General features: G+C 56.8%; 11 protein-coding genes. 6 read left to right on the top strand and 5 right to left on the bottom strand.

The genetic code is table 11. The features are described 5' to 3' along the window. Positions 1–127: 127 nt before the first annotated feature. Positions 128–340 carry a DUF6124 family protein gene (locus ABRP31_RS03305; RefSeq protein WP_349971356.1) on the bottom strand — a complete coding sequence of 71 codons (213 nt, stop codon included), beginning with the start codon at positions 338–340 and terminating at the stop codon, positions 128–130. Positions 341–849: 509 nt separating this feature from the next. Here ABRP31_RS03305 and acs point away from each other — a divergent pair. The 6 genes from acs to ABRP31_RS03275 all read left to right on the top strand — a co-directional run bounded on the left by acs (position 850) and on the right by ABRP31_RS03275 (position 9813). Beyond that, positions 850–2787 carry an acetate--CoA ligase gene (gene acs / locus ABRP31_RS03300; RefSeq protein WP_349971357.1) on the top strand — a complete coding sequence of 646 codons (1938 nt, stop codon included), beginning with the start codon at positions 850–852 and terminating at the stop codon, positions 2785–2787. A 216-nt stretch (positions 2788–3003) separates the two neighbouring features. Next, complete coding sequence (locus ABRP31_RS03295; protein WP_349971358.1) at positions 3004–3870, top strand: oxygenase MpaB family protein; 867 nt, start codon at positions 3004–3006, stop codon at positions 3868–3870. A 135-nt stretch (positions 3871–4005) separates the two neighbouring features. Continuing rightward, positions 4006–5184: an acetyl-CoA C-acetyltransferase gene (locus ABRP31_RS03290; RefSeq protein WP_349971359.1), complete on the top strand. Its 1179-nt coding sequence runs from the start codon at positions 4006–4008 to the stop codon at positions 5182–5184. Positions 5185–5387: 203 nt separating this feature from the next. Continuing rightward, positions 5388–6404 (top strand): class I SAM-dependent methyltransferase, encoded by a 1017-nt coding sequence (locus ABRP31_RS03285; RefSeq protein WP_349971360.1) that lies wholly within the window; start codon positions 5388–5390, stop codon positions 6402–6404. A gap of 122 nt (positions 6405–6526) precedes the next feature. Continuing rightward, entirely contained in the window at positions 6527–9505 is a 2979-nt protein-coding gene (locus ABRP31_RS03280; RefSeq protein WP_349971361.1) for a DUF748 domain-containing protein, read from the top strand. 2 nt (positions 9506–9507) lie between these two features. Next, positions 9508–9813: a DUF2845 domain-containing protein gene (locus ABRP31_RS03275; RefSeq protein WP_349971362.1), complete on the top strand. Its 306-nt coding sequence runs from the start codon at positions 9508–9510 to the stop codon at positions 9811–9813. A gap of 267 nt (positions 9814–10080) precedes the next feature. Here ABRP31_RS03275 and ABRP31_RS03270 read toward each other — a convergent pair whose 3' ends face one another. The 4 genes from ABRP31_RS03270 to truB all read right to left on the bottom strand — a co-directional run bounded on the left by ABRP31_RS03270 (position 10081) and on the right by truB (position 14329). Further along, a complete protein-coding gene (locus tag ABRP31_RS03270) occupies positions 10081–10431 on the bottom strand; it encodes a BON domain-containing protein (RefSeq protein WP_087266477.1) in 351 nt (116 codons plus the stop codon). A 289-nt stretch (positions 10432–10720) separates the two neighbouring features. Then, a complete protein-coding gene (gene pnp, locus ABRP31_RS03265; protein ID WP_087266479.1) occupies positions 10721–12826 on the bottom strand; it encodes a polyribonucleotide nucleotidyltransferase in 2106 nt (701 codons plus the stop codon). 173 nt (positions 12827–12999) lie between these two features. Further along, entirely contained in the window at positions 13000–13269 is a 270-nt protein-coding gene (rpsO, locus tag ABRP31_RS03260; protein ID WP_002555121.1) for a 30S ribosomal protein S15, read from the bottom strand. Positions 13270–13411: 142 nt separating this feature from the next. Next, positions 13412–14329: a tRNA pseudouridine(55) synthase TruB gene (gene truB / locus ABRP31_RS03255; RefSeq protein ID WP_087266481.1), complete on the bottom strand. Its 918-nt coding sequence runs from the start codon at positions 14327–14329 to the stop codon at positions 13412–13414. Position 14330: the final 1 nt, after the last annotated feature.

Raw genomic sequence — 14330 nt, 5'->3', positions numbered from 1 at the left:
CCTTGTAGGAGCGCGCTTGCCCGCGATAACGGCGCCCCGGTGCACCTGACAGACCGAGGCGCCTTTATCGTCAGAATGCCGCCCAGACCAAGTCCCGCTCCCAAATGGATGGTATTGCAAGCCAGATTCAGTGCGCCTCAATCCGCGCCAACGAGCGATCCAGTTCAGTTCTGGCCATGCCAATCAAATGCACCACCGAAAACGCCAGGTCGCGCTTCGGGCCGTTGAGGCTGTCACCGGACTCGTACGCCGTCGCGGCGGCGCAACGCAGGAGTTCGCTGACGTGCAGCAGGGATTCTTCGAGGGAAATGTCTGGTGGATCCGGCGTTACTTTTTTCATATAGGTTGCCTCACGTTAAGGCCACCGGATATTCGCTGCTAAACAAACAAGGGTGGCGACTTTGTCGCGGGTTAGCAGACCGGCGCAACCTACAAAACCGGCGCACTCGAAAGTGCCCCACGCAAAGCCGCCATAAGCGGTAAAGCGCGTCGTAGAAATTGCGAAACAGGCTGCTAAACCCGATCACTGATGAGCAGTGACCGGCGCAGCCTAGAGAGCAAAATCCACCCACGCAAGGGGTCAGGATTTTCTAGGAAACTTCACTCAGAGGAAAGGGAGAAGTCTGTCGGAATCGGCCTATATTTCGCCCATTTCGTTAGCGTTCGTAACAACAAAGCCACGTCTGTAGCAACTGCCGAAGGCTGCGAAGGCGGCCAGCCTGACACACAGCCAATCGCAGCCTTCGGCAGCTCCTACAGAGCGGGCACGTGTCATCCCTACCCAATTGAACCCACCCCGCCCCAACAAGCTCCTATTCTTTGATGACTCCACAAGAATAAGGAACCGTCATGTTCGACATCAGCAAGTTCCCCAAGGCAGAAGCCGTGCGCCAGGCTGCACAACTCAGCCATTCTGATTATCAGCGCTTGTACCGCCAATCCATTGAGCAGCCCGATCAGTTCTGGACCGAGCAGGCCAAACAGTTTCTCGACTGGTTTGCTCCCTGGAGCGCCGTGCAGGAAACCGACATCAAAACGGGCTCAGCCCAATGGTTCAAAGACGCCAGACTCAACGTCAGCTACAACTGCATCGACCGCCATCTGAAGAATCGCGGCGACCAGACTGCGATTATCTGGGAAGGCGACAATCCCGCCGACTCCGCTGAAATCACCTACAAACAGCTCCACCACCACGTCGCCCGACTGGCCAACGTGCTGAAAAGCCGAGGCGTTAAAAAAGGCGATCGGGTTTGCATCTACATGCCGATGATCCCGGAAGCCGCCTACGCAATGCTGGCCTGTACGCGCATTGGCGCAGTGCATTCGGTGGTGTTCGGGGGTTTCTCGCCTGAAGCCCTGCGCGACCGGATTCTCGACGCCGACTGCCACACCGTGATCACCGCCGACGAAGGCGTGCGCGGTGGCAAGCAAGTCCCGCTGAAACAAAACGTCGACAAGGCGCTGCAAAGCTGCCCGAACGTCAGCACCGTCCTGGTGGTGCAGCGAACCAAGGGCAAAGTCGACTGGGTGGCCGACCGGGACATCTGGTATCACGAAAGCCTGGCCAGCGTCAGCGACGACTGTCCACCCGAAGAGATGGACGCCGAAGATCCGCTCTTCATTCTCTATACCTCCGGCAGCACCGGTAAACCCAAGGGCGTGCTGCACTCCACCGGCGGCTACCTGCTACAAGCCGCCATGACCTTCAAGTACGCTTTTGATTACCGTGATGGCGAGGTGTTCTGGTGTACCGCCGACGTCGGCTGGGTCACTGGCCACAGCTACATCGCGTACGGACCGCTGGCCAACGGCGCGACCACGTTGATGTTCGAGGGCGTGCCCAACTATCCCGACGCTTCGCGGTTCTGGCAGGTCATCGACAAACATCAGGTCAATATCTTCTACACAGCGCCAACCGCCTTGCGCGCCTTGATGCGTGAAGGTCCGAAACCGCTGCAATCCACTTCCCGTGAAAGCCTGCGACTGCTCGGCAGCGTCGGCGAGCCGATTAACCCGGAAGCGTGGGAATGGTATTTCCGCGAGGTAGGCAAAGAGCGCTGCCCTATCATCGATACATGGTGGCAGACCGAAACCGGCGGCATCATGATGACCCCGCTGATCAGCAACAGCCCAATCAAGCCGGGTTGCGCGACCCAACCGATGTTTGGCGTGCAGCCCGTTCTGCTGGACGAAAAAGGCAAAGTGATCGAGGGTCCGACCAGCGGGCTGTTGGTGATCAAAGCAAGTTGGCCGGGGCAAATCCGCAGTGTTTATGGCGATAATCAGCGCATGATCGACACCTACTTCAAGCCCTTCCCCGGCTACTACTTCACAGGTGACGGCGCGCGACGCGATGAAGATGGCGATTACTGGATCACCGGCCGTGTTGACGATGTGATCAACGTGTCTGGCCACCGCATCGGCACGGCAGAAGTCGAGAGCGCGCTGGTGCTGCACGACAGCATCGCTGAAGCCGCTGTGGTCGGTTATCCGCACGACGTTAAAGGCATGGGTATTTATGCCTTTGTCACGCCGATGGACGGTGTCGATGCCAACGATGAGTTGAAGAAACAATTGCTGGCCCATGTCAGCACAGAAATCGGCAGCTTTGCCAAACCGGAGCTGATTCAGTGGGCTCCGGCCCTGCCGAAAACCCGCTCGGGCAAGATCATGCGGCGCATTTTGCGCAAGATCGCCTGCAATGAACTCGACTCCCTGGGAGACACCTCGACCCTGGCTGATCCCAGCGTGGTAGAGGGGCTGATCGACAAACGCTTGAATCGTTGAGCGAAGCGGGGCATGGTCGCTGCCAAGGAGTGCGGCAACGACCATGCTCTCGAATTGAAATTAAATACCCTGTGGCAGCCGAGCTTGCTCGCGATGAAGGTTTACACAACCTGCCTGAACAACAGCAGCGCCTGAATCGCGGGCAAGCCTCCCAAGGGTATGCGCTTGTCCTGCTATCGCGTTTACCACTCCTGAAAGCGTTGTTAACGAGCCCCCATGGAATTCATCCGCAGTCGTATCGAAACCCAGGTGATGAGCCTTACGGGCTTGTCACTTGGCCAACTCGATCTGGAAAATCCCAAGGGCGATCCGGGTCTGTTCGGGCCAGAAGCCATTTGCTGGCAAGTACATGGCGACTTCCCCTCCATGTTGATCGGCGGCATCAGCGCGCTGATGCTGCAAGCCCTGCATCCCTTGGCGTTGGCTGGCGTGTGGGATCACTCCAACTTCCGCCAGGACATGCTCGGTCGGCTGCGGCGCACCGGGCAGTTCATTTCGGGCACCACGTTCGGCTCTACCCACGACGCCAACTGGCTGATCGATAAAGTCCGGACCATCCACTTAAACGTTACCGGTACAGCGCCGGATGGCCGACCTTACGCTGCAAGTGATCCAGATCTGCTGACGTGGGTGCACGTGGCCGAAGTCAGCAACTTTCTCGCGGCGCATCTTCGTTACCTGAATCCGGAATTGTCATTGGCAGATCAGGATAAGTACTACGACGAAACTGCCGTGATCGCAGAACGTTTAGGCGCCCGGAACGTGCCCCGCTCGGTACGGGCCATTGCTGAATATCTCGAACAGATACGGCCTCAGTTGCTGTGCGACATGCGCAGCCGGGAAGTGCTGCAAATTCTGCTGAATGCGCCCGCGCCGAGCTTATTGGCCAAGCCCATGGGCGCGCTGATGATGCAGGCGGGCATTGATCTGTTACCGCACTGGGCGAGCGACATGCTGGGGGTGCAGCAAACCGCACTCAAGCGCCGCATGATCCGCGCAGGGGTAAAACGCAGCGCGCCGGTGTTGCGCTGGGCGGTTCGCAATGCCTCCATTCATCGGGCACGACGGCGAATGGGGCTTTAATCACAGAACCAGAACCGGGCAGTTCTCGGTTGGAAGCTGGCCCGCCTTCTGTGCCAACATGCCTTCCTGATCACAACGAATCAGGCCGTCTGCTCTGGCCTGACGTAAAACCCAATAAGAATGAGGATCCGCGCCATGCAAGACGTCGTTATCGTTGCCGCCACTCGTACCGCTGTCGGGAGTTTCCAGGGTTCACTGGCGAATGTATCCGCAGTCGATCTGGGCGCAGCGGTTATCCGCCAGCTTATGACGCAGACCGGGCTGGATGGCGCACAGGTCGATGAAGTCATCATGGGTCAGGTGCTCACTGCGGGCGCGGGGCAGAACCCGGCGCGCCAGGCGGCGATCAAAGCGGGCCTGCCATTTGCCGTTCCGGCAATGACTCTTAATAAAGTCTGCGGCTCGGGCCTCAAAGCTCTGCATCTGGCGACCCAGGCGATCCGCTGCGGCGATGCCGAAGTGATCATTGCCGGCGGTCAGGAAAACATGAGCCTGTCCAACTACGTCATGCCCGGTGCTCGAACCGGTCTGCGCATGGGCCACAGCACGCTGGTGGACACCATGATCAGCGATGGTTTGTGGGATGCATTCAATGACTATCACATGGGCATCACTGCTGAGAACCTGGCCGACAAGTACGAAATCAGCCGCGAAGCCCAAGATGCCTTCGCCGCGTCTTCTCAGCAGAAAGCTGTGGCCGCAATTGAAGGTGGGCGCTTCGTCGACGAGATCACACCGATTCTGATTCCCCAGCGCAAAGGCGACCCGGTTGCCTTTGCAACAGACGAGCAACCACGCGCAGGCACCACCGCTGAAACCCTGGGCAAGCTCAAACCTGCCTTCAAGAAAGACGGCTCGGTAACGGCTGGTAATGCGTCTTCGCTCAACGATGGCGCAGCCGCGGTGATCCTGATGAGTGCGTCCAGGGCTGCAGCGTTGGGCCTGCCGGTACTGGCGCGAATCGCCGCCTACGCCAATGCGGGTGTAGACCCGGCGATCATGGGCATCGGCCCGGTCAGCGCGACCCGTCGCTGTCTCGACAAAGCCGGTTGGTCGATTGAGCAACTGGAGCTGATCGAAGCCAACGAAGCCTTCGCCGCGCAAGCGCTGTCAGTCGGCAAGGAACTGGGTTGGGACATGGCCAAGGTCAACGTCAACGGCGGCGCTATCGCGTTGGGTCATCCGATTGGTGCATCAGGCTGCCGTGTACTGGTCACTCTGCTCCACGAGATGATCAAACGCGACGCCAAAAAAGGCCTCGCGACGCTGTGTATCGGTGGCGGACAGGGCGTAGCGCTGGCGTTGGCGCGATAATCGAAAGCTGAATTGAAATACAAATTGTGGGAGCAGAGCTTGGTCTGGGCGGCATTCCGACGATAAACGATAAGTCGGTCTGCCTTCGAATTGCGACATATGCATCGCGGGCAAGCCCCGCTCCCACAAGGATTGTATTCACAACCTGAAATCAGGCCTTACCTGATAAACTGCCGCGCCTACATCCAGCCAAGGCGCTTTGCATGTCCTCCTTGATTCAGGCGCTCAGCGTCGCCCTCGATAACCGCCAACCTTTGCTCGCCGAGCTGCATCAGCAAGGCACGGATTGTTATCGGCTGTTCCACGGCAGCCAGGAAGGCGCCAGCGGCCTGACCATCGACCGTTACGGCCCACAATTGCTGGTGCAAAGCTTTCATACTCGCCTTGAGCGCGACACTTTGCTTGAGCTGCACACTGCCGTGAATACCCGACTGGGTCTGGATTTGTTGCTGGTTTACAACGATCGCTCCCAAGGCAACTCACGGATTGACCGCGAAGACGCGGTCTACAAAGCCGAACCCGCAGCGCTTGAAGACCTGATCGGCCACGAATGGGGCCTCAATTACCGCGTGCGTGGGCGACATGCCGGGCAGGATCCGTTGCTGTTTCTGGACCTTCGCAATACACGGGGTTGGGTCAAACAACACAGCCAAGGCAAGAGCGTGCTCAACCTGTTTGCTTACACCTGCGGGGTTGGCCTGAGTGCAGCAGCGGGCGGTGCCAGCGAGGTATGTAACCTGGACTTCGCCGAAGGCAACCTGGCAGTCGGTCGCGAAAACGGCGCACTTAATCCGCAACTACCCGGTATGTCTTTCATTCAGTCCGATTACTTTCCGGCGATACGCCAATTGGCTGGCTTGCCCATCACGCAGCGACGCGGTCAAAAACTGCCCGATTACGTGAAACTCGAACAGCGCCAGTACGACCTCGTCCTGCTCGACCCGCCCGCGTGGGCGAAAAGCGCTTTCGGAACGGTAGACCTGCTGCGCGACTATCAAAGCCTGCTCAAGCCAGCGCTACTGACGACCGCCGAGAATGGCGTACTGATCTGCTGCAACAATCTGGCAAAAGTCAGCATGGAGGATTGGCGCGAGCAGGTATTGCGATGCGCCACCAAGAGTGGCCGCCCGGTCCGCGATTGGCAGGTCCTGCAGCCAGCTGCTGACTTCCCTTCAATGGACAATCAGCCGCCGCTGAAGACCCTGATCTTGCAACTCTGATTACCTTACGGAGTTTAGGGAAATATCCTACGACATGGAGAGGCAGTGCCTTCGGAACCAGATTGGCATGCCATACTCCAAGGAGCTCCCATAAAGTCCGATAAAGAGAGACGACGCCTCACATGTCCAAAGGATTGATACGCACGATTGGCACCTTACTGGTCGTCTTCGGACTCTATAGCGCTCTGGGCTTTCTGATTTTGCCCGGAGTTGGTTTGCGCATTGCCAACCAACAACTGGCCACCTATTCCACAGTCCCGGCACGTCTAGAGCGTATTGAGTTCAATCCTTACAGCCTCGAGCTGACGTTATGGGGTCTGAATGTCGGCGTACCGGGCAAAGAGCAAGTCGGTTTCGAAAAGCTCTACACCAATCTGCAGATCGACAGCCTGTGGACTCAAGCCCTGCACTTGCAGGCCGTTGAGCTGGTCAAGCCCAAGACAGAACTGTTGTTCGGCAAGGACGGCACCCTGAACCTGACTCAACTGTTCAATTTGCCGCCGAGCGAACCAGCAGTCCCTGATGAACCCGCCAGCAAGCCTTTCCCGCTGCGTATCGATGAGATCAAGCTGGCTGAAGGCTACGTGCATTTTCAGGACCTGCGGCCCAGCGAACCGATCGAGTTTCTTTACGACAAGCTAAACCTTGAGCTAAAAAACCTCAGCACACTGCCCGAAGACAACGCGGACATGACCCTGGTTGCTGCGGGCCCCGAAGGTGGGCAGATCGACTGGGTCGGACGCATCAGTCTGGTGCCGATTACCTCTGAAGGCACACTGAAAGTTACCGACGGCAAGATGAAGGTCTGGTGGCCTTATGTGCGTGATGCGGTGCCATTGGTGTTGAAAGACGGCCTGCTCAATTTCAGCACCGCCTATTCGCTCAATCTTTCGAAAGAAACCGAACTCAAACTGACAAACACCGCGCTCAGCATTGCGCCGTTCGCCATTGACGCTCCCGACGGGCGTCCGCTGGCACGCTTGCAGCGTCTGGACGTCACCGACAGCTCAATCGACCTGGCCAAACAACTGGTCACTGTCGGCAAGATTCGCAGCACCAAGCTAGAAACCTGGGCAGCGCTGGAGGCTGATGGTCAGTTGGACTGGCAAAAGCTGTTTGCCAGTCAGCCTGCCAAACCTGCGGCTAAACCCGCCGCTACACCTGCGCCGAAACCAGCGGTGGACGACAAGGCCGCACCTGCACCCGCTACAGCGGACGTACAATCCCCAGCCGCCAAACCTGCTGAAGCCTCCAAGCCATGGCAGGTACTGCTCAAAGACGTGCAACTGCGTGATTATCAGGTTCACCTTGCAGACCGCAGCCAGAAAGAGCCGGTAGCACTGGATCTCGGCCCGTTGAATCTGGACCTGCAGAACTTCGATAGCCTGAACAAATCACCGTTTACCCTGAAGCTCGATACCGGCGTGGGTAAGCAAGGCAAGATTACCGCCGCAGGTGACGTCAATCTGAATCCGGTCAGCGCAAAACTGCAGGTCGCCACTAAAGATATCGACCTGCGTGTTGCTCAGGCCTACATCAGCCCGTTCATTCAACTGGAACTGCGCAGCGGCATGCTGGGCAGCGATCTGGCCGTCGATCTCAAAAGCACTGAGCCACTGGCCTTCAGCATCAACGGCAAAGCGCAGGTCGAGCAGTTGCACACGCTGGATACGCTGAAAAAACGCGACTTCCTCAAGTGGCAAAAGCTGACGCTGGAAGGCCTCAACTATGAGCATGGTAACGCGCTGAATATCGCCAAGGTCAATCTGGAGCAGCCTTACGCCCGCTTCATGATTAACAATGACCGGACGACCAACATCGATGACCTGCTGATCCCGCAACCGGCGGATAAGACACCGGCCGCCAAGACCAGCGCGTCAGCCAGCAAGGAAAAACCGCTGGGCATTCGGATCGGCGAAGTGAATATTAATGACGGCTCAGCCAACTTCGCGGACTTCAGCCTGACACCGAACTTCGCAACAGCCATTCAGCAACTCAACGGTCGTATTGGCACGCTGGATAATCGCCAGTCCAATCCCGCCACGGTTAACGTCAATGGCAAGGTCGATCGCTATGCGCCGGTGACCATCAAAGGCAGCTTGAACCCTTTCGATCCGATGTCGGCGCTGGACATCGCCACCAGCTTCAAACGGGTGGAGCTGACCACGCTCACGCCGTACTCGGGCAAGTTTGCCGGGTATCGCATTCGTAAGGGCCGCCTCAATCTGGACCTGCATTACAAGATCACCAAAGGCCAACTGCAGGCTGAAAACAAGGTTGTGGTCGAGCAGTTGGAACTGGGTGAGAAAGTGGATAGCCCTGACGCAGTGGATCTTCCACTCAAGCTGGCAGTCGCCCTGCTCAAGGACACGAACGGGAAGATATCCATTGAGTTGCCGGTCTCAGGGGATTTGAACAACCCGCAGTTCAGCGTCATGCCGATTGTCTGGCAGACCCTGCGTAATCTGGTGGTCCGTGCCGCCGCTGCGCCATTCAAGTTCATTGGTGGGCTGGTCAGCGGTGGAGGCTCTGAGGACCTGAGCAGCGTCAGGTTTGCGCCAGGTGCCACCGACTTGAGCCCGGACACTCAGAAAGCACTGGATAAACTCGCAGCAGCCCTCAAGGAACGCCCTACCCTGCGTCTTGAGATTGAAGGCACCAGCGCAGCGAGCAGCGATGGCCCATTCCTCGCCCAGCAGCGGCTGGAACGCGAATACCAGTACACCTACTACAAGATCCTCCAGCGACGCGGCGACAAGGTCCCGGCCAGGGCGGCCATGGTTGATGTGCCTGACAGCGAAAAAGCGCCAATGCTGGAAGGTATATATCGTGCTCGCCTGAAAAAACAGCCGGCAGCACAATGGGCGGATCTGGGTAAGGAAGAGCGCTCGAACAAGATGCGCGCCGAGATTATTCAGTTCTGGAGCGGCAACGAAGTACTCTTGCGCGAACTGGGGCAGAACCGAGCCAGCAGCGTCAAGGATTATCTGGTAGATAAGGGCAAGCTCGAAGACGAGCGCGTCTACTTTGTCGATGCCAGGCTGGGTCAGGCAGAGAAAGACGGCGGCGTGATCAGCCCATTGCATCTGGACAGTGAGTAACTATGCGCACCTATTTGATTTCATGCTTCGCCTTGCTTGCGGTTTGCGCTTCTGCTGAGGCTTCGACCTTGCGCTGCGGGAGCCAGCTCATCAGCGCCGGTGATCGTGCATTTGAAGTACAGCAAAAGTGCGGCGCACCGGTGAGCCAGGAAGTTATTGGCTCCAAGGAGACCTTCAGCGGCAATTATCGCCAGTCTGAGCAGGTGAGAATAGAAGAGTGGATCTACGGACCAGACCACGGCATGTATCAATACCTGCGCTTTGAGGGCGGTCGACTGGTAAGGATCGACAGCAAGCGGGGGAATTAGGGAATACCGCGTTCAGACGTGGGACCGGCTTTAGCCGGGAAGAGGCCCGCACAGCCGTCGCATTTGTATCACTCTGAATGCTGCCTTCCCGGCTAAAGCCGGTCCCACGTCGAGTAGGGCCACACCAATAGAAAAAGCCCCGACGTTTCCGCCGGGGCTTTTAATGACCACATCCTTGTGGTCCTTCGCATGAACCTTTCCAGAATCAGCGGTTACCCATCCAGGTTACCCGCCAATCCCTTTACTCGTTCAGCGATGAATGTCTGATTACTCAGCTTTCAGAGCTTCAGCGGTAACGCCTTTAACGCCTTTGATTTTCTTGGCGATGGCAACAGCTGTAGTTTTTTGAGTTTCGGTTACTTTAACCTCGGAGGACAGGGAAACCACGCCGTTCTTGGTTTCTACCTTGATGTCCGAACCTGGGATGCCTTTTTCGGTCAGCAGATCAGCTTTAACCTTGGTGGTGATCCAGGTATCAGAAGTGTCTTGTTTCACTTCTTGAGTAGTAGTGTTAGCAGCTACAACCATTGGGGTAGCGGAAGTCTGAGCGAAGGCAGCGTTGGCCATAGTCAGAGTCAGTGCAGTAGCGGTGGCAGCAGCAATAGCGAACTTCTTCATACGAGTAACTCCTGTTTTTCTCAGAAACTGCGCCAGCAAGTGGCAGCAGGGTTACTGGTATATATCGCAAACGGTGTGCCAGTTTATCGGTAAGAAATATATCTATATAAATCAACAAGTTAGTATATTTTGTAATTTTCAGAATCGTGCAGATTGCCCGCTGGGTAATACTTTCGCGTGCAAGATGCATGCTTTACCCACTTAGCAACAAAGTTCCGTAACTACTTAATTACACACATAAAAAAAGGATCCCGAAGGATCCTTTTTTCAAAGCTTACTGATCGACAGATCAGACGCCCGATGCTTTCGCAGCAGCAACGTCTTTGATCGACAGCTTGATACGGCCACGGTTGTCGACGTCCAGCACCAGCACTTCGACTTCCTCGCCTTCTTTCAGGATGTCAGTCACTTTCTCAACGCGAGCGTCGCTCAGCATGGAGATGTGAACCAGGCCGTCCTTGCCAGGCAGGATGTTGACGAATGCGCCGAAGTCGACGATACGCTCAACCTTACCGACGTAGATCTTACCGATCTCAGCCTCAGCGGTGATACCCAGAACGCGCTGACGTGCTGCCTCAGCTGCTTCCTTGGTTTCGCCGAAGATCTTGATCGAGCCGTCGTCTTCGATGTCGATCGAAGCTTTGGTCTCTTCACAGATCGCACGGATGGTCGCGCCGCCTTTACCGATAACATCACGGATTTTGTCGGTGTCGATTTTCATCGCGATCATGGTCGGAGCGTTTTCCGACAGTTCGGTACGCGACTGACCAATGATCTGGTTCATCTGGCCGAGGATGTTCAGGCGCGCTTCAAGGGCTTGGCCCAGAGCGATTTCCATGATTTCTTCGGTGATGCCTTTGATCTTGATGTCCATCTGCAGCGCGGTAACACCTTTGGCGGTACCCGCTACTTTGAAGTCCATGTCACCCAGGTGGTCTTCGTCACCCAGGATGTCGGTCAGGATGGCGAACTTCTCGCCTTCTTTAACCAGACCCATGGCGATACCGGCAACAGGAGCCTTCATCGGTACACCAGCGTCCATCAGTGCCAGGGAAGCACCGCAAACGGAAGCCATGGAGCTGGAACCGTTGGACTCGGTGATTTCCGAAACGATACGGATGGTGTACGGGAACACGTCAGCAGCAGGCAGCATGGCCTGAACCGAACGACGAGCCAGACGGCCGTGACCGATTTCACGACGACCAGCGCCGCCCATACGACCACACTCGCCCACCGAGAACGGAGGGAAGTTGTAGTGCAGCATGAACGGGTCTTTTTTCTCGCCTTCGAGGGTGTCGAGCAGCTGCGCATCACGTGCGGTACCCAGAGTGGCAACAACCAGTGCCTGGGTTTCGCCACGGGTGAACAGAGCCGAACCGTGAGTCTTCGGCAGAACGCCGACTTCGATGTTCAGCGGACGCACAGTGCGAGTGTCGCGACCATCGATACGTGGCTTGCCGTTAACGATGTTTTCGCGAACGGTGCGGTATTCGATTTCGCCGAAAGCCGCTTTGACTTCGCTGGCAGAGGGGCTGCCTTCTTCAACGGCCAGTTTGGCAACGATCTGATCTTTCAGCTCGCCCAGACGCGCATAGCGGTCAGCTTTGACAGTGATGGTGTAAGCCTGCGAGATCGCGTCGCCGAATTCGGCACGGATAGCGCCCAGCAGCGCAGTGGCTTCTGGCTTGGCTTCCCAGGCCCAAGTAGGCTTGGCAGCTTCGGCGGCGAGTTCTTTGACAGCCTTGATCACCGACTGGAATTCGTCGTGGGCGAACAGTACAGCGCCCAGCATCTGGTCTTCGGTCAGCTCTTTGGCTTCCGATTCAACCATCAGAACGGCTTCTTCGGTACCGGCTACGACCATGTCCAGGCTCGAAGCCTTCAGTTGCTCATAAGTCGGGTTCAGCAGGTAACCGGTGCTTTCGTGGAAAGCAACGCGAGCAGCGCCAATCGGGCCGTCGAAAGGAATGCCGGAGATAGCCAGGGCAGCCGAAGTACCGATCATCGCAGCGATGTCCGGATCGGTTTTCTTGCTGGTGGAAACGACGGTGCAGACAACCTGCACTTCGTTCATGAAGCCTTCTGGGAACAGCGGACGGATCGGACGGTCGATCAGGCGCGAAGTCAGGGTCTCTTTTTCGGAAGGACGGCCTTCACGCTTGAAGAAGCCACCAGGGATTTTACCTGCAGCGTAGGTTTTTTCCTGGTAGTGCACGGAAAGAGGGAAGAAGCCTTTGCTTGGGTCTGCTGTCTTGGCGCCGACCACAGTCACAAGTACGGTGACGTCATCGTCAACGGTGACCAATACAGCACCAGAAGCTTGACGGGCAATACGGCCAGTCTCGAGGGTTACGGTCGATTGACCGAATTGAAATTTCTTGATTACCGGGTTCACGGTTTCCTACCTTCTTTGTGGCTCTTGGGGAACTGGTTTCTTGCGAATTCTTGGGCGGTGCGGGGAATCGGCCCCACGACTGTCCAGATACAACTAGAGGCTGGGAGCCTGCCAGCCTTACCGAAATAACCGGTAAGACGACGGCAGACAACCAACCTCTATCTGAGTCGTTATTAGCGACGCAGACCCAGACGACCGATCAGGGCGCTGTAACGGCTAACGTCCTTACCTTTCAGGTAATCCAGCAGCTTGCGACGCTGGTTTACCATACGGATCAGACCACGACGCGAGTGGTGATCTTTACCGTTGGCCTTGAAGTGGCCTTGCAGTTTGTTGATGTTGGCGGTCAGCAGTGCAACTTGCACTTCTGGCGAACCAGTGTCACCAACAGCTTGCTGGTAGTCGGTTACGATCTGAGCTTTTTCTTCAACGCTGAGTGCCATGTGGGCAATCCTTTTATCAGGAAACCGTTCCGAAGAGCGGTTTCAACAGGCCAAGGGCAAACCCTTGTATTAAAAGATGAGGAATGACCGTGCCTGTTAACAGCCATCCTCTCCCGGATCATTCACATGACCCGAGGTTCGGTCATTCTGACCGAATCAAACGACGTGGCGCGATCCGCCCGTCCTCGCTCACTTCACCGATACCGATGAAGCGACCATTGTGATCCTGCACCCGAACCATGCCGAACTGCGGCGCATCCGGTGCTCTTACTGGCTGACCATGCAACCAGTAAAACGAACTGTGTTCCGAAAACTGCAATAACGGCCAGTCCTGCAAACCGCTGTCCGATGGCATCAGGAAGCGATCAACCGCTTCATTACCGCCGTCGGCGTGCACCTGCTCCAACTCTTCCAGGGTGACCGTCTGGGTCAAGCTGAAAGGTCCGGCCTGTGTACGACGCAGTTGCGCGACATAAGCACCGCATCCCAGTTTCTCACCAATGTCTTCAACCAAGGTACGTATATATGTACCTTTGCTGCAATCGACCGAGAAGCGCGCAGTGTCTGCATCACTTTCGAGCAATTCCAGGCGCGCAATAGTAACAGAACGCGGTTCACGCTCCACTACTTCCCCGGCACGGGCGAGCTTGTAGAGCGGCTGCCCGTCACGCTTGAGCGCGGAGTACATCGGAGGTATCTGACTGATTTCACCGCGAAATTCAGGCAAAACCGCCTCGATATCGGCACGACCAACGGTCACAGGACGCGTCTGTAAAACCTCACCTTCGGCATCGCCGGTAGTCGTGGTTTTACCCAGCTGCGCCAAAGTTTCGTAGGACTTGTCTGAATCGAGCAGGTATTGCGAGAACTTCGTGGCCTCACCAAAGCACAACGGCAGTACGCCGCTGGCCAACGGATCGAGGCTGCCAGTGTGACCAGCTTTCTCGGCATTGAGCAACCAACGCACCTTCTGCAAGGCAGCGTTGGAAGTGAAGCCTAGCGGTTTGTCGAGCAGGATGATCCCGCTGACGTTACGACGAATGCGCTTGACCTGAGCCACG

It is taken from the genome of Pseudomonas caspiana (genome assembly GCF_040224095.2).
Taxonomy (GTDB): Bacteria; Pseudomonadota; Gammaproteobacteria; order Pseudomonadales; family Pseudomonadaceae; genus Aquipseudomonas; species Aquipseudomonas caspiana.
This window is presented reverse-complemented; position numbering and strand designations above follow the sequence as displayed.

Coding starts and splice junctions, on each gene's coding strand:
- ABRP31_RS03305 (WP_349971356.1), bottom strand. CDS start 340: ATGAAAAAAGTAACGCCGGATCCACCAGACATTTCCCTCGAAGAATCC.
- acs (WP_349971357.1), top strand. CDS start 850: ATGTTCGACATCAGCAAGTTCCCCAAGGCAGAAGCCGTGCGCCAGGCT.
- ABRP31_RS03295 (WP_349971358.1), top strand. CDS start 3,004: ATGGAATTCATCCGCAGTCGTATCGAAACCCAGGTGATGAGCCTTACG.
- ABRP31_RS03290 (WP_349971359.1), top strand. CDS start 4,006: ATGCAAGACGTCGTTATCGTTGCCGCCACTCGTACCGCTGTCGGGAGT.
- ABRP31_RS03285 (WP_349971360.1), top strand. CDS start 5,388: ATGTCCTCCTTGATTCAGGCGCTCAGCGTCGCCCTCGATAACCGCCAA.
- ABRP31_RS03280 (WP_349971361.1), top strand. CDS start 6,527: ATGTCCAAAGGATTGATACGCACGATTGGCACCTTACTGGTCGTCTTC.
- ABRP31_RS03275 (WP_349971362.1), top strand. CDS start 9,508: ATGCGCACCTATTTGATTTCATGCTTCGCCTTGCTTGCGGTTTGCGCT.
- ABRP31_RS03270 (WP_087266477.1), bottom strand. CDS start 10,431: ATGAAGAAGTTCGCTATTGCTGCTGCCACCGCTACTGCACTGACTCTG.
- rpsO (WP_002555121.1), bottom strand. CDS start 13,269: ATGGCACTCAGCGTTGAAGAAAAAGCTCAGATCGTAACCGACTACCAG.